The 24,897-nt window shown below is 64.9% G+C and carries 22 protein-coding genes; 7 read left to right on the forward strand and 15 right to left on the reverse strand.

Annotated elements, in window-relative coordinates; genetic code table 11:
* Positions 1–48: 48 nt before the first annotated feature.
* The 3 genes from PVA39_RS01410 to PVA39_RS01420 form a co-directional block, all read right to left on the reverse strand.
* Entirely contained in the window at positions 49–717 is a 669-nt protein-coding gene (locus tag PVA39_RS01410; protein ID WP_274122482.1) for a TVP38/TMEM64 family protein, read from the reverse strand.
* Positions 718–875: 158 nt separating this feature from the next.
* Entirely contained in the window at positions 876–1,826 is a 951-nt protein-coding gene (locus PVA39_RS01415; protein ID WP_274122484.1) for a homoserine kinase, read from the reverse strand.
* A gap of 12 nt (positions 1,827–1,838) precedes the next feature.
* Positions 1,839–2,123 carry a DUF2782 domain-containing protein gene (locus PVA39_RS01420; protein ID WP_013793388.1) on the reverse strand — a complete coding sequence of 95 codons (285 nt, stop codon included), beginning with the start codon at positions 2,121–2,123 and terminating at the stop codon, positions 1,839–1,841.
* 75 nt (positions 2,124–2,198) lie between these two features.
* Here PVA39_RS01420 and polA point away from each other — a divergent pair, with 75 nt between their 5' ends.
* Complete coding sequence (gene polA / locus PVA39_RS01425) at positions 2,199–5,054, forward strand: DNA polymerase I (RefSeq protein WP_274122485.1); 2,856 nt, start codon at positions 2,199–2,201, stop codon at positions 5,052–5,054.
* Between the two features lie 487 nt (positions 5,055–5,541).
* On the opposite strand, the gene yihA is transcribed toward polA, so the two are convergent.
* From yihA to PVA39_RS01445, 4 genes are all read right to left on the reverse strand, one after another.
* Positions 5,542–6,189, reverse strand: a complete 648-nt coding sequence (gene yihA / locus PVA39_RS01430) for a ribosome biogenesis GTP-binding protein YihA/YsxC (protein WP_274122486.1) — start codon at positions 6,187–6,189, stop codon at positions 5,542–5,544.
* A gap of 93 nt (positions 6,190–6,282) precedes the next feature.
* Positions 6,283–7,179, reverse strand: coding sequence for a D-hexose-6-phosphate mutarotase (locus PVA39_RS01435; RefSeq protein ID WP_274122488.1), 897 nt, complete (start codon positions 7,177–7,179; stop codon positions 6,283–6,285).
* A gap of 112 nt (positions 7,180–7,291) precedes the next feature.
* Positions 7,292–8,668, reverse strand: coding sequence for a TRAP transporter large permease (locus PVA39_RS01440; RefSeq protein ID WP_274122489.1), 1,377 nt, complete (start codon positions 8,666–8,668; stop codon positions 7,292–7,294).
* Entirely contained in the window at positions 8,661–9,206 is a 546-nt protein-coding gene (locus PVA39_RS01445) for a TRAP transporter small permease subunit (RefSeq protein ID WP_274122491.1), read from the reverse strand. Before PVA39_RS01445 ends, PVA39_RS01440 begins: the two co-directional genes overlap by 8 nt.
* 226 nt (positions 9,207–9,432) lie before the next feature.
* Between PVA39_RS01445 and PVA39_RS01450 the strand changes: the two genes are divergently transcribed.
* On the forward strand, positions 9,433–10,527 hold the full coding sequence (locus PVA39_RS01450; RefSeq protein WP_274122492.1) for a TRAP transporter substrate-binding protein: 1,095 nt from the start codon (positions 9,433–9,435) through the stop codon (positions 10,525–10,527).
* A gap of 225 nt (positions 10,528–10,752) precedes the next feature.
* Here the strand turns inward: PVA39_RS01450 and argB are convergent, their stop codons facing one another.
* The 4 genes from argB to coaBC form a co-directional block, all read right to left on the reverse strand.
* A complete protein-coding gene (gene argB / locus PVA39_RS01455) occupies positions 10,753–11,658 on the reverse strand; it encodes an acetylglutamate kinase (protein ID WP_027908549.1) in 906 nt (301 codons plus the stop codon).
* Positions 11,659–11,681: 23 nt separating this feature from the next.
* The gene (algC, locus tag PVA39_RS01460) at positions 11,682–13,073 is read right to left on the reverse strand and encodes a phosphomannomutase/phosphoglucomutase (RefSeq protein WP_218571901.1); all 1,392 of its coding nucleotides are present in this window, start codon (positions 13,071–13,073) and stop codon (positions 11,682–11,684) included.
* A 1,211-nt stretch (positions 13,074–14,284) separates the two neighbouring features.
* On the reverse strand, positions 14,285–14,740 hold the full coding sequence (gene dut / locus PVA39_RS01465) for a dUTP diphosphatase (protein ID WP_147176304.1): 456 nt from the start codon (positions 14,738–14,740) through the stop codon (positions 14,285–14,287).
* A 31-nt stretch (positions 14,741–14,771) separates the two neighbouring features.
* Positions 14,772–15,980: a bifunctional phosphopantothenoylcysteine decarboxylase/phosphopantothenate--cysteine ligase CoaBC gene (coaBC, locus tag PVA39_RS01470; RefSeq protein ID WP_147176305.1), complete on the reverse strand. Its 1,209-nt coding sequence runs from the start codon at positions 15,978–15,980 to the stop codon at positions 14,772–14,774.
* 172 nt (positions 15,981–16,152) lie between these two features.
* Between coaBC and radC the strand changes: the two genes are divergently transcribed.
* Positions 16,153–16,827, forward strand: a complete 675-nt coding sequence (radC, locus tag PVA39_RS01475; protein WP_274122493.1) for a RadC family protein — start codon at positions 16,153–16,155, stop codon at positions 16,825–16,827.
* 12 nt (positions 16,828–16,839) lie between these two features.
* Here the strand turns inward: radC and PVA39_RS01480 are convergent, their stop codons facing one another.
* Positions 16,840–18,420: an ABC transporter substrate-binding protein gene (locus tag PVA39_RS01480; RefSeq protein ID WP_274122495.1), complete on the reverse strand. Its 1,581-nt coding sequence runs from the start codon at positions 18,418–18,420 to the stop codon at positions 16,840–16,842.
* Positions 18,421–18,800: 380 nt separating this feature from the next.
* On the opposite strand from PVA39_RS01480, the gene rpmB reads away from it, so the two are divergent.
* Both rpmB and rpmG read left to right on the forward strand, forming a co-directional pair.
* Positions 18,801–19,037 (forward strand): 50S ribosomal protein L28, encoded by a 237-nt coding sequence (gene rpmB / locus PVA39_RS01485; protein ID WP_013793374.1) that lies wholly within the window; start codon positions 18,801–18,803, stop codon positions 19,035–19,037.
* A gap of 10 nt (positions 19,038–19,047) precedes the next feature.
* A complete protein-coding gene (gene rpmG / locus PVA39_RS01490) occupies positions 19,048–19,203 on the forward strand; it encodes a 50S ribosomal protein L33 (protein ID WP_013793373.1) in 156 nt (51 codons plus the stop codon).
* Between the two features lie 74 nt (positions 19,204–19,277).
* Here the strand turns inward: rpmG and PVA39_RS01495 are convergent, their stop codons facing one another.
* Positions 19,278–21,656, reverse strand: a complete 2,379-nt coding sequence (locus tag PVA39_RS01495) for a penicillin acylase family protein (protein ID WP_274122496.1) — start codon at positions 21,654–21,656, stop codon at positions 19,278–19,280.
* A 145-nt stretch (positions 21,657–21,801) separates the two neighbouring features.
* Entirely contained in the window at positions 21,802–22,380 is a 579-nt protein-coding gene (locus PVA39_RS01500; RefSeq protein ID WP_274122497.1) for a DUF6436 domain-containing protein, read from the reverse strand.
* A gap of 122 nt (positions 22,381–22,502) precedes the next feature.
* Between PVA39_RS01500 and PVA39_RS01505 the strand changes: the two genes are divergently transcribed.
* Positions 22,503–23,444 (forward strand): alpha/beta hydrolase, encoded by a 942-nt coding sequence (locus tag PVA39_RS01505; protein ID WP_093501218.1) that lies wholly within the window; start codon positions 22,503–22,505, stop codon positions 23,442–23,444.
* Here PVA39_RS01505 and PVA39_RS01510 read toward each other — a convergent pair.
* Positions 23,438–24,169, reverse strand: a complete 732-nt coding sequence (locus tag PVA39_RS01510) for a hypothetical protein (RefSeq protein WP_147176308.1) — start codon at positions 24,167–24,169, stop codon at positions 23,438–23,440. The two genes, PVA39_RS01505 and PVA39_RS01510, sit on opposite strands and share 7 nt — an antisense overlap.
* Positions 24,170–24,251: 82 nt before the next feature.
* Between PVA39_RS01510 and PVA39_RS01515 the strand changes: the two genes are divergently transcribed.
* On the forward strand, positions 24,252–24,875 hold the full coding sequence (locus PVA39_RS01515; RefSeq protein ID WP_147176309.1) for a 2OG-Fe(II) oxygenase: 624 nt from the start codon (positions 24,252–24,254) through the stop codon (positions 24,873–24,875).
* The last annotated feature ends 22 nt before the right edge of the window (positions 24,876–24,897 follow it).

The following is a 24,897-nucleotide window of genomic DNA, read 5'->3' on the forward strand; positions in this document are numbered from 1 at the left end:
CGCCCGGTCAGTGGCGTGAAACTGCCAGAAGCACCTTTCCAGAAAGGCTCATTCGCTATCCTGGCGGGTCGTCATACGCCGGCGCCACAGGTAGATCGCCAGCGCCACCGCTGCCAGTCCGGCGAGCGCCAGGGTGCCATTGCCCAAGTCATGCTCGAGCAACGACTCGCCCAGCACCACGAAGGCCACTGCATAGAGGCCAGTGATCGTCCCGGATACGGCGAAGTAGATCCAGAAAGGTACGCTCGCCATGCCCAGCAGATAGTGCTTGATAAAGAGCGGCACGCCCGGTGCCAGCTTGACCAGCAGTGCGAAACGCAGGGCGCCTGTGCCTTCCTCGAAATCCGGTATGTCGTAACGGGTGCGTTCGAGCAAGCGAGCCAGCCACGGGCGTAGGCCGCTGCGGGCGATCCAGTAGCAGAGCAGCAGGTTGCTGCACAGAGCTACGGCGCTGCCGGTCAGGCCGACAAGGGTGCCGAAGGTCGCGCCAGCGACGATGAAGAAGGGCGTGATCGGCACGCCCAGCGCAGGCAGCAGGGCCATGGCCAGAAAGAAGGGCACCACGCCGGCGTCTTCACGCCAGGCGATGAACGCCTGATGGTCCCAGGCACGCCAGAGCACCGCGCCAAGCACCAGCAGGGCGATCGCGCCCAGCGCACGTCGTACCCAGGAAATGAAGGTGGAGCGGCGATGGTGCTTGGGCGAGGCTGATCGCATGGTGGCCCTGCAAGGTCGTGCGCCTGACCCGACCTTGGACGAGCCCATGATGAAGGCCTGCCGCAGCAGACGAAGAGAGCTGCAGCATAGGAGCAAGGGTTCGGCAGGAACAAGGATGGCGCCCGGGCGAGGCGCCACCATTTCGTCACATTCTGCGTCTACAACGCGAACGGCAATGCCAGGCTGACCTGCTGGCGTGCGGCCAGGCGGCGCTGGAACTCGCCCGGATCATGGATCAGTACGTCCTGGCCGGCGAAGGCCTCGGCAGCGATCAGCCGCGACAGCCAGAAACGCACGCAAGCGATGCGCAGCATGGCCGGCCAGATCTCGGCTTCGGCGGCGGTGAACGGGCGCAGGGCCGCATAGGCGCCCATCACCGCGCGGGCGCGGCCTTCATCCAGACGGCCCTGTTCGTCCGAGCACCAGTCGTTCACGGTGATCGCCAGGTCGTAGAGCATCGGCCCCGAGCAGGCGTTGTAGAAGTCGATCACGCCGCTCAGATGGGTGCCTTCGAACATGCAGTTGTCGCGGAACAGGTCGGCGTGCAGGTTGGCGCGCGGCAGTTTGCGCACCTGCTCCTGCACGGCGGCGATTTCCGCCAAGGCACTTTCCAGCAGGGCGGTTGCCTCCGGCGCCTGATGGGTGGCCAGCACCTTGCCTTCGCGCAGCATCCACTCCAGGCCACGGTCGCTCTTGCGTTGCAGCGGATGGTCGCGGGTGGCCAGGTGAATGCGTGCCAGCAACTCGCCGACTTCATGGCAATGCTGGGCGTTGACGTCGCGAATGTGCCTGCCGCTCAGGCGCGGTTGCAACAGCGCCGGCTTGCCGGCCAGGGTGCGTAGCGCCTCGTTGCTGTCGGTTCGCAGGGCATACGGAACCGGCAGCCCTGCGTCATGGAGGATGTCGAGCAGCTCGATGAAGAACGGCAGATCCTCGCTGGGGCCGCGCTCGATCAGGGTCAGCACGAACTCGCCCTGTTCCAGGCTGACGAAGAAATTGCTGTTCTCGCTACCGGCCTCGATGCCCTGGAAGTCGAGCAGGCGACCGAGCCCGTAGGGCGCGAGAAAGGTTTCCAGTTGCGGACGTTGCAGCGGGGTGAACACCGACATGAATTGACTGCCTTACCAGCTGAAGATTTCCCAGGCCGGAATCAACATATCCGGCGAATCGGAACGCACGAAGTTGCCGTCGCTGCCGTCGGCCCGTACCAGGAAATAGGGTTTGCCACCTTTCGGGGTGACCTTGATGGCGTAGAGAAACCCGTTGACCCGGTATTCCTCCACGGTGCGATCGCCGTCCTGGCGGATGGTTACGTCGGGCTCGGCCGAGGGCGCATCACTGGCCTGCGCGGCGAACGGCACGGCTGCCAGCACGGCAAGCAGGATCAAGCGATTGAATGGTCCCATGGTAACCTTGTCCCTTTGATATCAACGGTGCTTTGTATTCTAGCGCCACGCCCGCCGAAAAGGTTGATTGCCCTCATGAGCCAAGCTCCCCTCGTCCTGGTCGACGGTTCTTCTTATCTGTACCGCGCCTTTCATGCCCTGCCGCCCCTGACCAACTCCAAAGGCCTGCCCACCGGTGCGGTGAAGGGCGTGCTGAACATGCTGCGCAGCCTGCGCCGCCAATACCCCGACAGCCCCTTCGCGGTGGTGTTCGACGCCAAGGGCGGCACCTTTCGCGATGAGCTGTTCGCTGACTACAAGGCCAACCGCCCGCCGATGCCCGACGAGCTGCGCCTGCAGGTCGAACCGTTGCACGCCAGCGTGCGCGGCCTGGGCCTGCCGCTGCTGTGTGTGGAAGGCGTGGAAGCTGACGACGTGATCGGCACCCTGGCCCGGCAGAGCGCCGCCGAAGGCCGTGACGTGGTGATCTCCACCGGCGACAAGGACATGGCGCAGCTGGTGTGCAAGCACGTCACCCTGGTCAACACCATGACCGGCAGCGTCTACGACATCGAGGGCGTGAAAGAGAAGTTCGGCGTCGGTCCCGAGCTGATCATCGATTACCTGGCGCTGATGGGCGACAAGATCGACAACATTCCCGGCGTGCCGGGCGTCGGCGAAAAGACCGCCCTGGGCCTGCTGGTCGGCGTCGGCGGCGGCCTCGACGTGATCTACGCCAACCTCGACAAGGTGCCCGGCCTGCCGATTCGTGGTGCCAAGGCCCTGCCGGCCAAGCTCGAAGAGCACCGCGAGATGGCCTACCTGTCCTACCAGCTCGCAACCATCAAGTTGGACGTGCCGCTGGACCTGAACTGCTCGCAACTGATGCCCGGCGAGCCGGACATCGAGACCCTGACCGCGCTCTACGAGCAGCTGGAATTCAAGGGCTGGCTCGACGAGCTGCTGCGCCAGAACAAGGCTGCCGCACCCAAGGTCAAGGCGGCTGCGCGATCTGATATGGCGCCACCTGCTGGCGATCTGTTCAGTGCGGCTGCCAGCACGGACGCGGGCGAGGTGCCGGCGGTGCAGGCGGCTGACACGCCGGCCACTGCTGAGGAGCAGCCATCGGTGGTCACCGGCGAGTACCGCACCATCCTCGACCAGGGCGAGTTCGACACCCTGCTGGAGGACCTCAAGCAGGCCGAGCTGATCGCCTTCGATACCGAAACCACCAGCGTCGACGCCCAGCAGGCTCAGCTGGTCGGCCTGTCCTTCGCGGTCAAGGCCGGCGAGGCGGTTTACGTGCCGGTGGCGCACAGCTACATGGGCGTGCCGCAGCAGCTGGATCGCGACGCCGTGCTACGCGCGCTCAAGCCGATTCTCGAAGACCCGGCCAAGGCCAAGGTCGGCCAGCACGCCAAGTACGACATCAACGTGCTGGCCAATGCTACTACGCCGATCAACGTGCAGGGCGTGGCCTTCGACACCATGCTCGAGTCCTACGTGCTGGATTCCACCGCCACCCGCCACGACATGGACAGCCTGTCGCTCAAGTACCTGGGCCACAGCACCATCCGTTTCGAGGACATCGCCGGCAAGGGCGCCAAGCAGCTGACCTTCGACCAGATCGCCCTGGAGCAGGCTGGCCCGTACGCCGCCGAAGATGCCGACGTGACCCTGCGCCTGCACCAGAACCTGTGGGCGCGCCTGGAAGAGATGCCGAGCCTGGCCGGCGTGTTGCGCGATATCGAGATCCCCCTGGTGCCGGTGCTGGCGCGCATCGAGCGCAACGGTGCGCTGGTCGATGCCAAGCTGCTCGGCGAGCACAGCCAGGAGCTGGGCGAGAAGCTGGTGGCCCTGGAGCGCCAGGCCTTCGAGGTGGCTGGTGAAGAATTCAACCTCGGCTCGCCCAAGCAGCTGGGCGCCATCCTCTATGAAAAGCTCGGCCTGCCGATCATCAGCAAGACCGCCAAGGGCCAGGCGTCGACCGCCGAAGCGGTGCTCGCCGAACTGGCCGAGCAGGATTACGAGTTGCCCAAGGTACTGATGCAGTACCGCAGCCTGAGCAAGCTCAAGAGCACCTACACCGACCGCCTTCCGGAGCAGATCAACCCGCGCACCGGGCGCATCCACACCAGTTATCAACAGGCCGTGGCGTCCACCGGGCGGCTGTCGTCCAGTGACCCCAACCTGCAGAACATCCCGATCCGCAGCGCCGAGGGCCGGCGCATTCGCCAGGCGTTCGTAGCGCCGAAGGGCTACAAGCTGGTGGCGGCGGACTATTCGCAGATTGAGCTGCGCATCATGGCCCATCTGTCCCGCGACGAAGGGCTGATGAACGCCTTCCGCGACAACCTTGACGTGCACACCGCGACCGCCGCCGAAGTGTTCAAGGTCGAGCTCGATCAGGTGACCACTGAGCAGCGACGCAGCGCCAAGGCCATCAACTTCGGGCTGATCTACGGCATGGGCGCGCAAAAGCTGGCCAAGGACATCGGCGTCGACGGCAAGACCGCCAAGGCCTACATCGAAACCTACTTCACCCGCTATCCGGGCGTGCGCGAGTATATGGACCGTACCCGTCACCAGGCGGCGGAGCAGGGCTACGTGGAAACCCTGTTCGGGCGGCGCCTGTACTTGCCGGCGATCAAGTCGAGCCGCCCGCAGGAACGCGCCGGGGCCGAGCGTACGGCGATCAACGCGCCGATGCAGGGCACCGCTGCCGACATCATCAAGAAGGCCATGGTCGCCGTCGATGAGTGGCTGACCGAGTCCGGCCTGGATGCGCGAGTGATCCTGCAGGTACACGATGAACTGGTACTGGAGGTTCGCGAGGATCTGGTCGAGCAGGTCAGCGCGCAGATTCGCCCGCTGATGGGCGAAACCGTAAAGCTCGATGTGCCGCTGCTGGTTGAAGTGGGGGTGGGCAACAACTGGGACGAAGCGCACTGAACGGCAAAGAAAACGGGACGCCGTTGCGTCCCGTTTTCAATTAGTACTGGCCGGTCTTAATTGGAATAAAGACCAAACAAAGGGATCTAAGCACCGCTGAACTTTACTTCTGCCCGCCCGGTCAGAGTTTGGGAATGGCCCATAAAGCCCTTCGATGCTCCTTTGTTGTGTTAAGTGTTGGCAGACATCTGAGCCCCGCCCTAGCGGTTCAGACCCTTAAACCCCGATCTTCTCCCTCCCCATACGAAGTTCGGGGTTTTTTTTGCCTGCAGGAAAGTGCCGGCAGCTTCCCATACCCCTATTTCCTTCCTGGAGCCTAGTCGCTCCTCGCCAGAGCGCAACGCAAAACGCCCCGCGTTGGCGGGGCGTTTCAAGGGGTAGCCTTGGCGTTGAGTGCAGCGATACCCAAGAGGCGCTGATAAGTACGACAACACTCAATCCTGCTCCCGGGTATCGCTACGCTCGACCACGGGCTACGGGAGTGAGGTTATTCTTGGGGTTGCTCGTCTTCCTCTTCGCCGATCAGGCCCAGCCAGTGGCCCAGAACGGTTTGCGCGTCTTCCACACCGATGCGCTTGGGCGCCGAGAACAGCTGGATGCTGACGTGCTCGCCCCAGCCCTTGCGGATCTCCTGCTGCACCTTGAGCAGCGCGTTCTTCGCCGCGCCAAAGGCCAGCTTGTCGGCCTTGGTCAGCAGGATGTGCATGGGCATACCGCTGGCGCCAGACCAGTCGAGCATCATGCGGTCGAACTCGGTCAGCGGGTGACGGATGTCCATCATCAGGATCAGCCCACGAAGGCTCTCGCGGCTGCCCAGGTAGGCTTCAAGGTGCTTCTGCCAGTGCTGCTTGAGCGGAATCGGCACCTTGGCGTATCCGTAGCCGGGCAGATCGACCAGGCGGCGTTCGTCGTCCAGGCGGAAGAAGTTCAGCAGCTGGGTGCGCCCCGGGGTTTTCGAGGTGCGTGCCAGGCTGGCGTGGGTCAGGGTGTTCAGCGCGCTGGATTTGCCGGCGTTGGAGCGGCCGGCGAAGGCGACTTCATAGCCTTGGTCGTCCGGGCACTGGTCGACCTTGGCGGCGCTGATCTGGAAGGTGGCTTGCTGACACAAGCCGATTACGGGGTTCTTCGCGTGCATCGGGGTATCCGGTGGAGGGGCGTGCATCGCGGCAGTCTAACAGGCTGGCGACGCGCTGACCCGCGCCGCCTGACTGCCGAGCTGGGCGTCACCTCAAAGCGGCTGTGCCCACAGCATCACGTCGAGGCGGTATTCGGCGCCCGGCGCGAGGATCAGCGCATCGTCCAGAACATTGGCGTGCTCGATGCAGAGCATGCCCTGCCAGGCGTCATCGGCGAATTGCGAGAGGCGCTTGGCCTTGTCGATCCACGGGTTCCACACCACCGCCGAACCCGAGCCCTGGCTGCGCATGAAGATGCGCCGCTTCCAGGTCGGGTCGACGATGGTCAGCTGGGGCGGTGTATCGAGGTAGATGCGGTCGGTTTCGCCGCTGAAGGTCACCGCGCCGTTCTGACGTACGTTCTTCCAGTCCTGCAGCGTGTCGACATAGCTGCAGCCTTCCAGCCCCTCGATGCGCACCTGGCGGATATCGCTGACCGCAAAATAGGTGTGCAGCGCCTGGCTGATCGGCAATTCGTGGTCGCCCAAGTTGCGGGTGGTCAGGCTTAGTGCCAGGCGCTCGCCGAGATGAATGTCCAGCTGTAGCTCGGCGGCGAACGGCCACTCGGCAATCGGCTGGGCGGCGGTGTCGAAGGCGAACGACAGGGTCGCGCCGTCCTCGCGGGTATCCAGGCCGATCAGCTGCCAGTCACGGTCACGCACCAGGCCGTGGGCGGGGGCATCGGCCGGGCGCGTATAGGTGTTGCGGATCGCCTCGGGGTTGCGCTGCAGGTCGCCGAACCAGGGCCAGCACACCGGTACGCCGCCGCGCACGCTCTTGCCGGCGGCATAGGCGGCCTCGTCGCTGAGCCAGATCAGTGCCTCACCGCTGGCGGGCTGGTGGCGCAGGATCTGCGCGCCCTGCTCGCTGACCAGCAGTTCGGCGCCGGAATGGCGGATGCGCCAGCAGGCCAGGTCGCCCAGCTGAATGCGTTCGTGGGTGGTGCTCATGGGCATGCTGCTCCTTGAAAGGGGGTGGCTGTTGGGCCACGACGGGGCATCGAGGTTCGCGTTTACCATGAAAAACGCCCGTCGAAACGGGCGTTTTCACCGGTCAGACCGTTTATGGGCCGTAGACCTGCGTCGGCAGCCAGGTGATCAGGCCCGGGAAGATGTACGCGATGACCAGCAACAGCAGTTGAATCAGAATGAACGGCACCACGCCCTTGTAGATGGTGCTGGTCGGGATGCTCGGCGGGGTCACGCCGCGCAGGTAGAACAGCGCGAAGCCAAAGGGCGGGGTCAGGAACGAGGTCTGCAGGTTCAGGGCGATCATCACGCCCAGCCACACCGGATCCAGCCCCATGGCCAGCAGCACCGGCCCGACGATCGGCACCACCACGAAGGTGATCTCGATGAAGTCGAGGATGAAGCCGAGCAGGAAGATCACCAGCATCACCAGGAAGAACGCACCGAGCACGCCGCCTGGCAGTTGGGCGAATACGTCCTCGATCAGCACTTCGCCACCGAAGCCGCGGAACACCAGGGAGAACAGCGAGGCGCCGATCAGGATCAGGAACACCATGGCGCTGATTTCGGTGGTGCCATAGGCCACTTCACGGAGTTGGCCGAAATTCAGCTTGCCCTTGAACAGGGCCAGCAGCATGGCGCCGACGGCGCCGAGTGCCGCGGCTTCGGTGGGCGTTGCGTAGCCGGCGAGGATCGAGCCCAGTACCGCACCGATCAGCACCAGCGGCGGCACCAGTGCCTTGAGCAGGCGGCCCCACTCGACATCGCCAAGCTCTTCCTTGGACAGTGCCGGCAGCTTCTTCGGCTGCAGAATCGCCACCGCGATGATGTAGACGATATACAGCCCCACCAGCAGCAGGCCGGGCAGCAGGGCGCCGACGAACAGGTCACCGACCGACACGGTCTTCGGCGAGAAGATGCCCATCTTTAGCTGCGCCTGCTGGTAGGCGCTGGACATCACGTCACCGAGCAGCACCAGCACGATGGACGGCGGGATGATCTGGCCCAGGGTGCCGGTCGCCGCCAGGGTACCGGTGGAGATGGCCGGGTCATAACCGCGACGCAGCATGGTCGGCAGGGCCAGCAGGCCCATGGTCACCACGGTGGCGCCGACGATACCGGTGCTGGCAGCGAGCAGGGCGCCGACCACGCACACGGAGATCGCCAGGCCGCCGCGCAGGGTGCCGAACAGCCGCGACATGGATTCGAGCAGGTCTTCGGCGACCCGCGAGCGCTCCAGCATCACGCCCATGAACACGAACAGCGGCACGGCCAGCATGGTCTGGTTGTTCATGATGCCGAACAGGCGGTTGGGCAGGGCGCTCAGGTAGCCGGCATCGAAAGTGGCGGTGAGTACGCCGATGCCGGCGAACAGCAGGGATACGCCGCCCAGGGTGAAGGCCACCGGGTAGCCCGCCATTAGTGCGAGGCAGATGCTGACGAACAGCAGAATCGCCATCAACTCAGCCATGTTTCACCTCCTCGGCGGGCAGGCGACCGCTGATCACGTAGAGTGCCTTGATCAGGTTGGAGACGCCTTGCAGAGAGAGGCTGACCACCAGCAGCAGGATGATGCTCTTCTGCAGATAAACGAATTTCAGGCCGCCCGACTCACTGGAGCCCTCATGGGTCGCCCAGGCATTGCTGACGTAATCCCAGCTGGCCCAGCCGAGGAACAGGCACAGGGGCAGCAGGAACAGCAGGTTGCCGAGAATCTCGACCAGTGCCTGACGGCGGCCGCTGAACTGCTGGTAGAAGATGTCCACGCGCACGTGGGCATTGCGCTGCAGCGCCCAGGCGGCGGCGCCCATGAACACCAAGGCGTGGGCGTAGAGCACCGCTTCCTGCAGGGCGGTGGCGCCGATGCCGAAGCCATAGCGCAATACCACGACGATGGTGGTGCCGAGCACCAGAAACAGGGTCAGCCAGGAGCAGGCCTTGCCAAGGGCGCTGTTGATCGCGTCGATGGTTCTGGCCAGGCCCAGCGGGAGTGAAGGCGAATTGGACATGGGACGTCCTTATAGTTATCGGGAGTGTCGGCAAAAGCGGCTGATTCTAGGCAGCTACCCGGTAAAACAGCAATCGCCATACGACTTTAGTCAGCTTTGCTATACCTGATGGCAGCTTGCCTCTAATGTAGCGATATTTGCGCGTGTCGCGAGGCCGGATCTACCGGGCGGCGACAGCGCATTGCGTGCTGGGCAAGAACCATTACAACAACAAAAGGAGCTAACAATGAAACGTCGCCAAATACTGGCTGCTGCGGGCGTCGGCATTGCTGCCGGGGCACTGGTCGGTTGCAAGGAAGAGGCCGGCGCCAACGCCGCCAAGCCGGCCGAAGAGGCCAAATCCTTCACCTGGAAAATGGTCACCTCCTGGCCGAAGAACTTCCCCGGCGTGGGTGTGGGCGCCGAGCGCTTTGCCAAGCTGGTCGAGCAGATGAGCAACGGCCGCCTGAAGGTCAAGGTCTACGCCGCCGGTGAACTGGTGCCGGCCCTGGAAGTGTTCGATGCGGTATCGCGCGGTACTGCCGAGATGGGCCACGGCGCCCCCTACTACTGGAAAGGCAAGGTGCCGGCCGCACAGTTTTTCTGCGCCCTGCCGTTCGGTCCTAACGCCCAGGAAATGAACGCCTGGCTGCACTACGGCGGCGGCATGCAGCTCTGGGAAGAGGTCTACAAACCCTACGGCGTGCTGCCGATGGCCTGCGGCGCTACCGGGGTGCAGACCGCGGGCTGGTTCAACAAGGAAATCAAATCGGTCGACGACCTCAAGGGCCTGAAGATGCGTACCCCGGGCCTGGGCGGTGAAGTGCTGACCAAGGTCGGCGGCACCGTGGTCAACATGCCGGCCGGCGAGATCTTCACCGCCCTGCAGACCGGCGCCATCGACGCTACCGAGTGGATCGGCCCGTACAATGACCAGGCCCTGGGCCTGCACAAGGCGGCCAAGTACTACTACACGCCCGGCTGGCAGGAGCCGAACGTCACCTTCGAGCTGGATATCAACCTCAAGGCCTGGGAAACCCTGCCGGCCGACCTGCAGGCCATCGTTCGCGCCGCGGCCCGTGACGTCAACGCCGACATGCTCGACGACTACAACGCCAAGAACATGGAAGCGATGGAGCAGCTCAAGAAGGAGGGCGTCGACGTGCGCCGCCTGCCGGACGAAGTGCTCACCAAGCTCAAGGAAGTCTCCGCCCAGGTAGTCGACGCCACCGCTGCCGCCGACCCGGCTGCGCAGAAGGTCTGGCAGCAGCAGAAAGCCTACCTGACGCGCTTGTACGAATACGCCGAAGCGAACGAGAAGGATATCTACGCGATTCGTTGATGGGCGGATTGAAGGCAGAAGCGGCCGTTCATTCGTGGGAGAGGCTTTAGCCTCGATTATGCCTGGCTAGGCGTAAAGAGCTCGCGGCTAAAGCCGCTCCCACGAGCCCGCGAACGGCCGTTTCGCCATCTCACAGTCAGAGCCGATAAAAACTGTCGCGAAATTAATGCCGCAGAAATGACAACGCCGGCTCAGCGCCGGCGTTGTCATTTCTGCGTCTCGTGATCAGGGCCGCTTGCGATTGCTGATCATGGTGCCATTACCCACATCGGTGAAGATCTCCAGCAGCACCGCATTCGGCACGCGGCCGTCGATGATGTGCGAGCTGGTCACGCCACCCTGCACCGCTTCCAGGGCGCACTTGATCTTCGGCAGCATGCCGCCGTAGATGGTGCCGTCGGCGATCAGCTCGTTGACCTGCTCGGTGCTCAGGCCGGTGAGTACTTCACCCTGCTTATCCATCAGGCCGGCGATGTTGGTCAGCAGCATCAGCTTCTCGGCTTTCAGTGCTTCGGCCACCTTGCCGGCCACCAGGTCGGCGTTGATGTTGTAGGACTCACCTTTCGGGCCCACGCCAATCGGCGCGATCACCGGAATGAAGTCGCCCTTTACCAGCATGTTCAACAGATCGGTGTTCACTCCGGTGACTTCGCCAACGTGGCCGATGTCGATGATTTCCGGCTGGGTCATTTCCGGCGTCTGCCGGCTGACGGTGAGCTTACGTGCACGGATCAGCTCGGCATCCTTACCGGTCAGGCCGATGGCGCTGCCGCCATGGCGGTTGATCAGGTTGACGATGTCCTTGTTGACCTGGCCGCCGAGCACCATTTCCACCACGTCCATGGTCGCCGCGTCGGTAACGCGCATGCCATCGATGAAGTGGCTTTCGATGGAGAGGCGCTTGAGCAGGTCGCCGATCTGCGGGCCGCCGCCGTGAACCACCACCGGGTTGATGCCCACCGCCTTCATCAGCACGATATCGCGCGCGAAGCCTTCCTTCAGGTCATCACTTTCCATGGCGTTGCCGCCGTACTTGATCACCAGGGTCTTGCCAACGAAACGGCGGATGTACGGCAGTGCTTCGGACAGCACCTTGGCGACGTTGGTGGCGGCTTCACGCTCTAGGGTCATGCGGGGCTCCAGTGCTGGACGGGTCAGAACGGTAGTTGGACGTCAGGGGCGACGCGGTGCATCTGCGAACGGAACAGCTCCTGGATCCGCTCCAGCTCGGCCTGGCTTTCCGCTTCGAAGCGCAGCACCAGTACCGGCGTGGTGTTGGATGCACGCACCAGGCCCCAACCTTTGGGGTAATCGACGCGCACACCGTCGAGGTTGGTCACACTGCCTTCGCCCCACTGACCTTCACGCTGCAGGCGTTCGATGATCGGGAACTTGGTTTGCTCGGTGACCTGCACGTTGATTTCCGGGGTCGACACGTCGTTGGGGAACGCGGCGAACACCTGCTCGGCGGTGCGCTTGTCCTGGCTGAGAATTTCCAGCAGGCGCGCGGCGGCGTAGATGCCGTCGTCGAAACCGAACCAGCGTTCCTTGAAGAACACGTGGCCGCTCATCTCGCCGGCCAGCAGGGCGCCGGTTTCCTTCATCTTCTTCTTGATCAGCGAGTGACCGGTTTTCCACATCACCGGACGGCCGCCGTAGCCGCTGATCAGCGGGGTCAGGCGGCGGGTGCATTTGACGTCGAAGATGATGTCGGCGCCCGGGTTGCGCGACACCACGTCCTTGGCGAACAGCATCAGCAGACGGTCCGGGTAGACGATGGTGCCGGTGTTGGTGACCACGCCCACGCGGTCGCCATCGCCGTCGAAGGCCAGGCCGACATCGGCGTTCTCTTCCTTGACCTTGGCGATCAGGTCGACCAGGTTCTCGGGCTTGCCCGGATCCGGATGGTGGTTGGGGAAGTTGCCGTCGACCTCGCAGTACAGCGGAATAACCTTGCAGCCCAGCGCCTCGATCAGCTGCGGGGCGATCACCCCGGCGGCGCCGTTGCCGCAATCGACCACCACACGCAGCGGCTTGGCCATGGCGATGTCACTGCGGATCTGCTCTAGGTAGCGCGGCAGCAAATCGACGCGTTCGACGCTGCCTTCGCCGCTGCTCAGGTCGTTGGTGTCGATGCGGGTCTTCAGTGCCTGGATCTGTTCGTTGGCCAGGGTGTCGCCAGCGATGACGATCTTGAAGCCGTTGTAGTCCGGCGGGTTGTGGCTGCCGGTGAGCATCACCGCGGTCTTGCCGGCCAGCACATGGGCGGCGAAGTAGACCACCGGGGTCGGCACCATGCCGACGTCGCTGACGTGGCAGCCGCTGTCGGCCACACCCTGAATCAGCTGCTCCACCAGGCTCGGGCCGGACAGGCGGCCGTCACGGCCAACGGCGACGTTCGGCTCCCCCTCGGCCAGGCTCTGGGAGCCGATGGCGCGGCCGATCCAGTAGGCGGTTTCTGGGGTCAGGCCTGCGCCCACCACACCGCGGATGTCATAGGCTCGGAAGATGTCTGCTGGGAGTTTCGGGGCTTGCGGCGCGGTCATGATCGGTGTCTGCTCCAGTCCCAGGAGATCCTGGTCGTCGTCGAGGATGTCGATATCGAGAATATCGGTGTCTTGAAACAGCGGATTCACGAAATCCGCCGGCTTGGCTGCGACGCGACTACTGGGTGCTTCACTGGCAGCGGGCTCCGGGCGAGTCGCCACGGGTTCCTGGGCGCGACGGGGCAGTCGGCTCAGGTTCTGCGCCAGGTTATTCAGGGCGGGCAGGCTCAAGCTGAAGGCTTTGACGGCTTTGCCCGCGGAGAGTTCTTTTACCAATTCGCTCAGTTGCGCGACGTCGCGCGCCAGGCGCTGCTGCAGGCCGCGGTTGACCAGCAACAGGCCGATTAGCGCACCGGCCAGGGCGACCAGCAGGGCAAGCCCCAGGAGCGCAGGCGACAGGCCGGTGGCGCCAAGACCTGCAGCAGGCGTGAAGTTCAGCGTCCAGTGCGGATTGCCGGTGGCGAACGCCTGGGCCGTGCCCTCGGCCTGGCCGCGCTGGGTCAGCACCTGAGTCGCGCCGGCATCGAAGCGTTGCACCAGCTGGATCTGCCCGACGTCCGCCGGCAGTAGTGGCAGATTGCCGAGCAGGCGGTTGAGGTCGACGGCCAGCAGCAGGGTGCCGACCATGGGCTGTTTATCGTCCAGGCGTACCGGCGCCACGCTATAGGCCAGCCAGCGCTCGCCGACTTTATAGGCTTCCACGGCCGGCGCCTGACCGGCTTCCAGGCGGCGCAGCAAATCCAGCGCGGCGAAGTTCATTGGCGCGGCGCGCGAGCTGTCCGGGACTGCCTGGCCGGGCAAGTTGAGCTGGGCATCGACAACGCCGTTCCAGTAGCGCAGGCCGTTCTCGGCATTGCGCAGCTGGGCTTCATCACCGCTCTGCAGCGCCTGCGCCAGTGCCGGGTTGCGCGCGGCGGCCAGGGTGTCGGCGCTGAGCTGCTTGAGAGCCTGCTGCAGGCTGGCGGCCTGGCTGCTGCCCCAGGCCTGGTTGAGCTGTTGCTGCTGCACCTGCTGCGCCGGGCTCACTGCGGCGAACCACAGGATGGCGCCGGCCAAGGCCACGCCAAGGGCGGCAGCGATCACGCCGGGTAGCAGATCGGCCGAGGCTTTGGCCTGGCCACGAGGAGCGTGTTGCGAGTCGCCGGGGCGTTCTTCCTTGGGCGCGCGTTTGAAGCCTTTCATCCGACGTCTCCTGGAGAACTAGAAGGGGATCACTTGGTACCCGAGTGGCCGAATCCACCGGCGCCGCGTTCGCTGTCGTCGAATTCCTCGACCACTTCGAAGCGCGCCTGGATCACCGGCACCAGCACCAGCTGAGCGATACGCTCGCCGATGCTCATCTTGAAGCTGGTGTTGCCGCGGTTCCAGCACGACACCATCAGCTCACCCTGGTAGTCCGAGTCGATCAGGCCGACCAGGTTGCCCAGCACGATGCCATGTTTGTGGCCCAGGCCCGAGCGCGGCAGGATCAGCGCGGCCAGGCCCGGATCAGCGACGTGAATGGCCAGGCCGGTGGGAATCAGCACGGTCTGGCCCGGCTCCAGGGTCAGGTCTTCCTTGAGCATGGCACGCAGATCCAGGCCGGCGGAACCGGGCGTGGCGTAGGCGGGCATGGGAAATTCACTGCCGAGGCGGGGGTCGAGGATCTTGGCTTGTAAGGCGTGCATGGTGCGATCAGGATTTCCGTGAAAATGAATGTCAGGATTTGGGTTGCTGCGCGGCTATGAAGCTCACCAACTGACGGGCGATCTTGCCCTTGCTGGTCTGCGCGAAGCTGGTCTGCTGCAGCGCGCGATCGATGATGGTGATCGCGTTGTCCTCGCTGTTGAAGCCGATGCTCGGGTTGGCCACGTCGTTGGCGACGATCAGGTCGAGGTTCTTGTCCTTGAGCTTGCGCGAGGCGTACTCCAGCAGGTTCTCGGTCTCGGCGGCGAAGCCGACGCTGAACGGGCGGTCATCACGATGCGCCAGGGTGGCGAGGATGTCGGGGTTGCGCACCATCTGCAACAGCAGACCATCGCCGCTGTTGGGGTCTTTCTTCAATTTGTGCTGGGCGACAACTTCCGGGCGGTAGTCAGCGACCGCTGCTGCGGCGATGAGAATGTCGCAGGGCATCGCCGCTTCGCAGGCGGCGAGCATGTCGCGTGCGCTGACCACGTCGATGCGGTTGACCCGGTCTGGCGTTGGCAGGTGCACCGGGCCGCTGATCAGGGTGACCTTGGCACCGGCTTCCACCGCCGCTTCGGCGAGGGCGAACCCCATCTTGCCGGAGCTGTGGTTGGTGATGTAACGCACCGGGTCGATGTTTTCCTGGGTCGGGCCGGCAGTAATCAGCACGTGCTTGCCGGTCAGCGCCAGGTGCTCGAAGCAGTCGGCGGCCAGGTGCGCCAGGTCGTCGGCCTCGAGCATGCGGCCCAGGCCAATGTCGCCACAGGCCTGGCTGCCGGAAGCCGGGCCGAACAGCTTCAGGCCACGGCTGCGCAGCAGCTCGACGTTGGCAAGCGTCGCCGGATCGCGCCACATCGCCTGGTTCATGGCCGGCGCCAGGGCCACTGGGGCATCGGTGGCCAGCACCAGGGTGGTCAGCAGGTCGTCGGCCACGCCTTGGGCCAGGCGCGCCATCAGGTCGGCGGTGGCCGGCGCGATCAGCACCAGGTCGGCCCAGCGCGCCAGTTCGATATGGCCCATGGCGGCTTCGGCCGCCGGGTCGAGCAGATCCAGGTGCACCGGGTGGCCGGACAGCGCCTGCAGGGTCAGCGGGGTGATGAATTCGCGACCGCCCTGGGTCATGACCACGCGCACTTCGGCGCCCTGATCCTTGAGGCGACGGACCAGCTCGGCGCTCTTGTACGCCGCGATGCCGCCACCCACGCCGAGGATGATGCGTTTGCGATACAGCCGCTGCATAACTCTGCCTTTGTCGTGTGTAGTTACAGACGCAGATGCCCGAGACCTCCCCAGGCCCGGCGCCCTGCGAAAAACCGGGCTACGATAGCACAGCGGCAGCAGGGGAGCAGCGGCGCAGCGGCGCGCCGGGCGAGTGATGGCCGGCGTCATAGCGATGGACAGGGAGCGTCTGATGAGCATTCGTGAGTGGCCCGCGGCAGAGCGCCCGCGGGAAAAACTGCTGGCCCAGGGAGCGGCCAGTTTGACCGACGCCGAACTGCTGGCGATCTTTCTACGCACCGGTGTGGCGGGGCAAAGTGCAGTAGATCTGGCCCGCCACCTGCTCGCCGATTTTGGCAGCCTGCGCGCGCTGTTGCAGGCCGATCTGCCGTGCTTCTGTCAGCGCCTGGGCCTCGGCCCCGCCAAGTTCGCCCAGTTGCAGGCGGTGCTGGAAATGGGCCGTCGCCATCTGGCTGAGCAGTTGCGCCGTGATTCGGCCCTGGAGAGCCCGCAGGCGGTGCGCGATTACCTCAAGGCGCAGTTGCGTCACGAGCCCCATGAGGTGTTCGGTTGCCTATTTCTCGATGCCAAGCACCGGGTGCTGGCTTTCGAGGCGCTGTTCCACGGCTCCATCGACAGTGCCAGCGTTTATCCCAGGCAAGTCGTGAAACGCGCCCTGTCCCATAACGCCGCGGCGCTGATCCTCACCCATAACCACCCTTCAGGCGTCGCCGAACCCAGCCAGGCCGACAAGGTGCTGACCCAGCGTCTCAAGGATGCCTTGGCGCTGGTCGAGGTGCGTGTGCTCGACCATTTCATCGTCGGCGACGGCGAGCCGCTGTCGATGGCCGAGCACGGCTGGATGTAGCGCGAGGCAGGCTCAGTCCTTAAGGCTGACCCTGGAGAAATCCTGACGGCCGAACGGGCTTACGCTGTAGCCCTCGACGCCCTTGCGGGTCAGCGCGTAGGCGGTCGGGTGAGCCAGGGGCAGCCACAGCGCCTGCTGCTGGATGATCGTCTGGGCATCCTTATAGAGAGCGCTGCGTTTGGCCTGGTCGCTGATGGCTTTGCCGTCGGCGATCAGCTTATCGAGCTTGGCGTCGCAGAAGCGCGCGAAGTTGAGGCCCGACTCCACCGAGGCGCAGGAAAACTGCGGGGTCAGGAAGTTGTCCGGGTCGCCGTTGTCGCCGGCCCAACCCATGAACAACAGGTCATGCTCGCCGGCCTTGGCGCGGCGGATCAGCTCGCCCCACTCGATCACGCGGATCTGCGCCTTGATGCCGACTTCGGCCAGATCGGCCTGCAGCAGCTGCGCACCCAGGCTTGGGTTTGGGTTGAGCAGGCTGCCCGATGGGCGCGTCCAGATGGTGGTGCTGAAGCCGTCGGCCAGCCCGGCTTGCTTGAGCAGCTCGCGGGCCTTCTGCGGGTCATGGGCGTAGCCCGGCAGGTCGCTGGCGTAGCTCCAGGTGTTTGGCGGGTAGGGGCCATTGGCGGGCTCTGCGCTACTCTCGAACACCGCCTTGATATAGCTGCTCTTGTCGAAGGCCTGGTTGATGGCCTGGCGCACCGCAGGCTTGTCCAAAGGCGGGTGCTGGCTGTTGATGGCGACGAAGGCGGTCATGAAGGCGGCGGTCTTCACGGTAGCGAGGTCGGCATCCTTGCTCGCCGCTTCGACATCGACCGGCTTGGGCGACAGGGCGATCTGGCATTCACCGCGGCGCAGGCGCTGCAGGCGCACGTTGGCATCCGGGGTGATGGCGAAGACCAGGTTGTCGACCTCGGGCTTGCCGGCGAAGTAGTCGGCGTTGGCCGTGTAGCGCACCGCGGCGTCCTTCTGGAAGCGGCGGAACACGAAGGGCCCGGTGCCGATTGGCTGGCTGTTGAGCTTCTCCGGCGTGCCGGCTCTGAACAGCTGGTCGGCGTACTCGGCGGAATAGATGGAGGCGAAGCCCATGCTCAGGGTGGCCAGGAAGGTCGCGTCCGGCTTGTTGAGGGTGATGCGCACGGTATGGGCGTCGACCTTTTCCACCGCCTTGATCAGCGCGGGCCACTGCATCGACTGGGCGTGGGGGTAGCCGCTGGCGGCGGTCTTGTACCAGGGATGGTTGGGGTCGAGCATGCGCTGGAAGCTGAACAGCACGTCATCGGCTTCCAGCGTCCGGCGGGTGGGCTTGAAGTAGTCGGTGCGGTGGAACAGCACGTCCTTGCGCAGGGTGAAGGTGTAGCTCAAACCGTCGTCGGAAATTTTCCAGCTGCTGGCCAGGCTGGGTACCAGCTTGCCCTTGGCGGCATCGAACTCCACCAGGCGATTCATCAGCACGTCAGCCGAGGCGTTGGTGGTGGTCAGGGAGTTGTACTGCACCACATCGAAGCCATCGGGGCTGGCTTCGGTACAGACGCTCAGGGTCGCGGCCTGGGCGAATAGCGGGGCGACGAGCAGCGGCAACAGGGCAAGGCGCATGGTGATCTCCTGAACGAAACGGCGCGCATCCGGCGGGCCAGTCATGAAATACTTAGGGGAGAGAGGGTCGCGTTAACGCGTGGACAGACCCTAAACGATAAGATGCAGGCTAACAATGCAATACGGCGACGAGCGGTCGTTCGCGTCCATGCCCGCCGCCTGGGGCTCAGCGCCCGAATGGCGTGCATTTTAAAGTGCGTTTGCGCTTGTTGCTGTGGGGGCTTTCTGGTATAAAGCAGCGCTCTTTTCTAGGGGCCCGGTTGCTTGATCGCGATCTATCACCGGTAAGACCCTGAAGAAACGCGGCGCCCAGCGCCGAAAAACAGAGATTAAGCGGCCAACCCATGCCGGGTTGGGCATGTGGTTTAGAGGGCTGAGGTATGTCGAGAGTCTGTCAAGTTACCGGTAAGGGTCCGGTAACCGGGAATAACATTTCCCACGCAAACAACAAAACCCGTCGTCGTTTCCTGCCGAACCTGCAGCATCACCGCTTCTGGGTCGAGTCTGAAAACCGCTTCGTCCGTCTGCGTCTGTCCACCAAAGGCATGCGCATCATCGACAAGCGTGGTATTGACGTAGTGCTGGCCGAGCTTCGTGCTCGCGGCGAAAAGGTTTAAGGAGACTGTCATGCGTGAACTGATCCGTTTGGTGTCCAGCGCCGGTACCGGCCACTTCTACACCACCGACAAGAACAAGCGCACCACTCCGGACAAGATCGAGATCAAGAAATACGATCCGGTCGTCCGCAAGCACGTTGCGTACAAGGAAGCCAAGATCAAGTAATTGATCGGCTGACTCGAAAAGCCCGCCCCATGGCGGGCTTTTTCATGCCTGCGATTTGGCGCGTCGCCGATCGTTCAGGGCGCCGGTCGTAGCGTCAGCGTGCTGCGCGTGTGGGCGGTTACGTCGTCGGTACTCAGGTGCTGCGGCACGTATTCACCGTCTATGAAGCGCTGGGCCTGGTCGCTGTAGTGGCGGTCGAACGGCATGCCGCTCTGGCCCAATGGGTTGATGCCCAGGCTGTGATCGGCGTCGGCCAGGTCGATCAGTCGACGCGTCGAGGGCCCATAACCCACGGCCCAGGGCGCGGCGCCAATGCGGTGCGACAGGTTGTTGGGCATCTCGTGACCGCCGGGCGCTGGCAGTGGGCCAACGTTGAGCAGCGCATCCAGCGGCCACTGCACGCCCAGGGGGTGCTGGTGGGTGAGGGTATGGGCCTTGCCCCAGCGCCATTGCGCCGGGTCGTCGCCCAGGGTGGCATGCAGGTGCTCGACGGTGGCGCGCCAGGCTTCGGCCACCGCCTCGGCGCGGCTGCGCGGCTGGCCATCGGCGCGCGCCCACCAGGGCGAATCGGGGTCAGCGGTCAGGCGTGGCAGTGCGCTGTCAATCATTCGCGTCGACAGCAGTTGCTCGAAGGCCTGCGCGCCCAGGCGCGGCGCTAGTGCCGTGCGGCCCAGCTCATAGGTGAGCTGGTTGAACAGCGTCGCCGGCAGCGATTGCAGCGGGTGATCACCCTGCCAGGCGGCCAGGGCTTCGACCAGCTCACGCTCCTGCTCGTCGGCTGCCGCGGCGCGCAGCTCGCCAAGGATCGGTGCCAGCAGCTTGGGCCCGTAAGCGGTGGCGGTTTCCAGTTGCAGGGCCTGGCTATTGTGGATATCCCAGCGCACCTGCGGGGCGGCCAGCCGTTGGTTCAGGCGTTGGCCGCGTTCCGGCGGATTGTAGTAGCCAGGAATCTCGATACCGCTGGCTGGCAGCGGCTGGAAGTTGGCCGAGACGATGTAACCGCGCGGTGGGTTCTCTTCCTGCGGGTTGGCGCTGAATGGATGGAAGCCCGGTTTGTCGGCGGCGCTCGTGCTGCCATCGAGGATGAATGCCGGGTTCACCCCGGTGGGTCGCATCGGCAGCTTGGCCGCGGCCCACCAGGCGATGTCGCCGCTGGCGTTGGCCCACACCAGGTTGAGGCCCGGCGCATGGATGCGCTCGGCGGCGGCGCGGCCCTTTGCCAGGGTGTCGGCACGGTTCAGGCGGTAGAAGGCGTCGAGCAGCGGGTTCTCGGTTTCCAGAAAGGTCCACCACATGGCGATTGGCGTGGCACCAGCGCTGTCGCCCAGGGCATCATTGATGATCGGGCCGTGGGGCGAGCGACGCAGTTTCAGGGTGACCGGCTCGCCGTCCTTGACCCGGATGACTTCCTCGCGCTGCTGCAGATCGACCCAGTGGCCCCGGTACCAGACCTGCTCAGGGTTCTCCGGGTTGAGGCGTTCGGCAACCAAGTCCATGTCGTCGTTCTGGAACATGGTCAGGGTCCAGGCGAAATCCCGGTTGTGGCCGAGAAAGGCCACCGGGGTTGCGGGCTGGTGATGGCCGTAGAGTTCGAAGCCCGGGTATTTGAGGTGCGCCTCGTACCACACCGACGGTGCCGAGAAGCGGATGTGCGGATCGCCAGCCAGCAGCGGCTTGCCGCTGGCGGTGCGGGCGCCGGCCACTGCCCAGGCGTTGCTGCCCTCGAACTGCGGCAGGCCGCTGTCGGCCAGGGCCTGGTCGCTCAGGGCGGCGATCCGGTCGAGCATCCGCCAGTCGGCTTTGCCGAACGCTGTGTCGAGCACGCCGTCGGGGTGCCAGTCGAGATCAAAGATCTTCAGGTAGTCGCTGCCCAGTTCATCGCGAATGCGTGTCAGCAGGGGCTCGCTGCGTAGCGCTGCGGCGAAGCTGTAGGCAAGGTAGCCGGCGATGGACAGGGTATCGCCGGCGGTGAACGGGCGCTTCTCGATACCCAGCAGGTCGAACTCCAGCGGCGCCGGGCGGCTGGCCTGATACTGGTTGATGCCGTCGAGGTAGGCGGCCAGCGCCTTGCCGTGGGGGCTCTCGGGATCCAGTTCGCGGGCCTGCTGGTCGGCACGCTCGCGGATCTGCAGGGTGCGGAACAGACGGTCGGTGGGCAGCAGTTTGGCGCCGAGCACTTCGGCCAGTTCACCGCGGGCCAGGCGGCGCAGCATCTCCATCTGGAACAGACGATCCTGGGCCTGCACGAAGCCCAGGGCGCGGTACAGGTCAGCCTCGTTCTGCGCCTCGATGTGTGGCACGCCGCGCTCGTCATAGCGCACCTGAACCGGCGCGCCGAGGTGCTGCAACGCCAGATCGCCGCTACGCAGCGGCTGCTTGTCGTGCAGGTACCAGGCGCCACTGCCGGCTGTCGTGAGTAGCACGGCCGCCAGGATGATGAGGAAGCGTTTCATGCGGCCGTCCTTATCTTGCGCGGGTCGCCATGCTGCGGGCAATCCGCGTCGACTGCAAGGCGGCCTGCTCAGGACGTGACGCCGCTCGGAGTGATGCGCAGTGAAGGGTGGACGGTGCTATTGATAACGCCAGGCACGACCGTTTTCATTTCGTCCACTCGCAGAAACAACCGCTGGCCAGGTTATTGTCCGCCAGCACCTTTCGCCCCTCCAGCAACGCATCGAGCAGCGGTTCGATGAAGCTGTTGCCCGAGGTGCAATTAAAGCCGCTGCTGTAGGGCCCGAAGTAGGCCAGCTGGCCGCGTTGATCCCAGATCGCCACGGCGGGGCTGGCCGGCAGTTGCTGGGTGCCCGTCAGTCCGGCCAGCGGCTGCAGTGCGCGCAGCGCTTCCGGCAACTGCCCCTGGCTGCCCGGCTTCTGCACGGCGTAGAACTGCACGCCACGCTCGCGGTAGCGCTCCAGCAGCTCGCCGAGGTGCTGTTGATTGCCGACGTTGCAGGGGCAGGCGGGGTCCCAGAAGTGCACCAGGCGAATCTGGCCTGGGCCGGCCAGCTCCACCGGCAGGCGCAGGTCGCTGCCGGAAAACAGCGCAGTGCGCTCATCGAAGGGGCGCAGGTAACGGGCTTCGAACCACCAGAAGGCAGCAAACAGGGCGGCCAGCCAAAGTGTCGCGGCGAGGCAGGCGAGGCAGGCGAGGCGGGTGGTGCGGTGGGATCGAGCCATGCGGGCAGCTTTCATAGGCGATTCGGTGGCTTGCCATGGCGAGCCTGGCAGCAGAAGATCGTCACTCTAGCGAGAGTCCTGAGGGGCGACGCTGCCATAAATCAATGAGTCCGATGGTGCCGATGTCCGATCTCTTCCAACCCGAACCGCTGGTCGCCAGCCTGCGCCCGCTGGCCAGCGCTGCGCCGCTGTCGGCGGCGGAGCTGGCCTACCGGCAGTTCTACGGCTTCGTACCACGCGAGGCGGTCGACAGTCGGCTCGGCTGGTTCGAGGTGGACGACTACCGTATCGCCGCCCAACTCTGGCAGCCTGTTGCACCGCGTGCCACCTTGCTGTTGCTGCACGGCTACTACGACCACAGCGGTCTGTACCGTCATGTAATCGAGTGGGCGCTGGAGGCCGGTTTCGCGGTGCTTGCCGTGGATCTGCCAGGCCACGGGCTGTCCAGTGGAGCGCGGGCCAGCATCAAGGATTTTGCCGAGTACCAGGCGGTACTGCGCGCCGCGCTGCAGCAGGCCGATGCCCTGGGCCTGCCGGCGCCCTGGCATCTGTGTGGGCAGAGTACTGGCGGTGCGATACTGATCGACTACCTGCTCAATGACCAGCCGCTGGCCGAGGTGGGCGAAACCATTCTGTTGGCGCCGCTGGTGCGGCCGCGGCGCTGGAACTGGTCGCAACTCAGCTACCGCCTGTTGCACCGCTTCGTGCAGGAGATTCCGCGGCGCTTCAGTGAGAACTCCAGCGACCCGGAGTTCCTCGACTTTCTGCGTAACCGCGACCCGCTGCAGCCACGGATCGTGCCGACCCTCTGGGTCGGCGCCCTGAGCCAGTGGGTGCCGCGTATCGAAAAAGCGCCGCGCAGCACGCGCAGCCCGCTGGTCGTGCAGGGCGAGGCGGACATGACGGTGGACTGGCGACACAACCTGGCGGTGCTGGAGAACAAGTTCAGCGCGCCGCGTATCCTGCGCCTGCCCGAAGCGCGGCATCACCTGGCCAACGAAGTGGCGCCGCTGCGCCAGCGCTATTTCGCCTATCTCGGCGAGCAGCTGGATCGCGCTTACTGACCGACTGCCAGCCCTGCACGGACTGCGGCCAGGGCGGCCTTGTAATAGGCCGCGCCTTCGCTGGACTGGGCGAAGGTGACGAACTCTTCCAGCTCGGGATCCGACAGGCCGCGATAGACGTGCAGCATCGTGTTATCCAGGTCCTTGTCGATCTGTGCCATCAGACGCTGGCGCTGGCCATCGAGCAGGCCTTGGGCGGTACCGCCGCCGAGCAGACCCGGGATCATCTGGCTGAGGCTGTCGGCCGCCACGCCGGCCAGGGCCAGACTGATTTCCGCACCGGCCTGGCTGGCCGGAATGGCCTGGGCCAGGTGGCGGATCAGCAGGCGGCGGGTGGCATCGGCCTGGCTCAGCGGCAGGCCATCGGCGTACTTGGCCAGTTGGTCGGGGCGGGTGGCGAGCAGTTCGGCGCTGACGATCTTGCGGCCCAAGGGCGATTCGAAGAAGCGCAGAGCAGGCGCTGGGTCGGGCAGGTTGGCGCGCAGGCTGCTTTCGGCGCGCTCGTCCATGGCGCGGGCGGCGAAGCGGCGGTTGCTGTTGTCGACCAGCGCCTGGTAAACCGCCGGCGGCAGGCTCTTGCTGTAACGCGCCTGGGCGGCGCTCAGAGCGTCGCTGAAATGCGCGCGCTGCTGCGGCCAGCCGGCTTTCTCATACAGCTCGGTATAGGTGTCGGCCATGGCGGGCAGGCTCAGGAGCAACAGCAAGAAACAACACAACGCGCGCATACGAACTCCTGTCTGGGGCGCCTATTTTCGGCAGCCAGGCGGAGCTTGTCGAGGTGTACGCGACACAGGGTAGAATCGTGCCATGACCACAGACCTCTCCGATTCGCTGCTAAGCCGCATCATCGATGACCTTGCCGAGTTCGGATGGTCGTTGCAAACCCAGTTCGCCCCCGCTTCGCTGACCCGCGAGCTGGCCGAGGAGTGCCGCCAGCGCATCGCCCAGGGCACTTTGGCGCCGGCCGGCACCGGCCGTGGCCACGCAGTGGCGGTGCGTGAAGGCACCCGCAGTGACCACATCCAGTGGCTTGAAGCAGGCCAGTCGCCGGCCTGTGACGGTTACCTGCAGTTGCTTGACGAGCTGCGCGTGGCCATCAACCAGAGTCTGTATCTGGGGTTGGTGGACTACGAGAGCCACTTCGCCTTCTATCCGCCGGGCGGCTTCTACCTCAAGCACCTGGATCGCTTCCGCGACGATGATCGTCGCGCGGTGTCTGCCGTGCTGTACCTCAACGACGGCTGGCAGGTGGAGGAGGGCGGCCAGCTGCGCCTGTATCTGGCTGACGGCCAGGTGCGTGACGTGCTGCCCGAGGCCGGCACGCTGGTGGTGTTTCTGTCTGCCGATGTGCCCCATGAGGTGCTGCCAGCCACTCGCGATCGGCTGTCCCTGACCGGCTGGTTCCGCCGTCGTGGCGACGGCGTGTTCTGAGTCTCATAGTGCAGACATGAAA

It is taken from the genome of Pseudomonas sp. CNPSo 3701, from assembly GCF_028674975.1.
In the GTDB taxonomy this organism is placed as follows: Bacteria; Pseudomonadota; Gammaproteobacteria; order Pseudomonadales; family Pseudomonadaceae; genus Aquipseudomonas; species Aquipseudomonas straminea.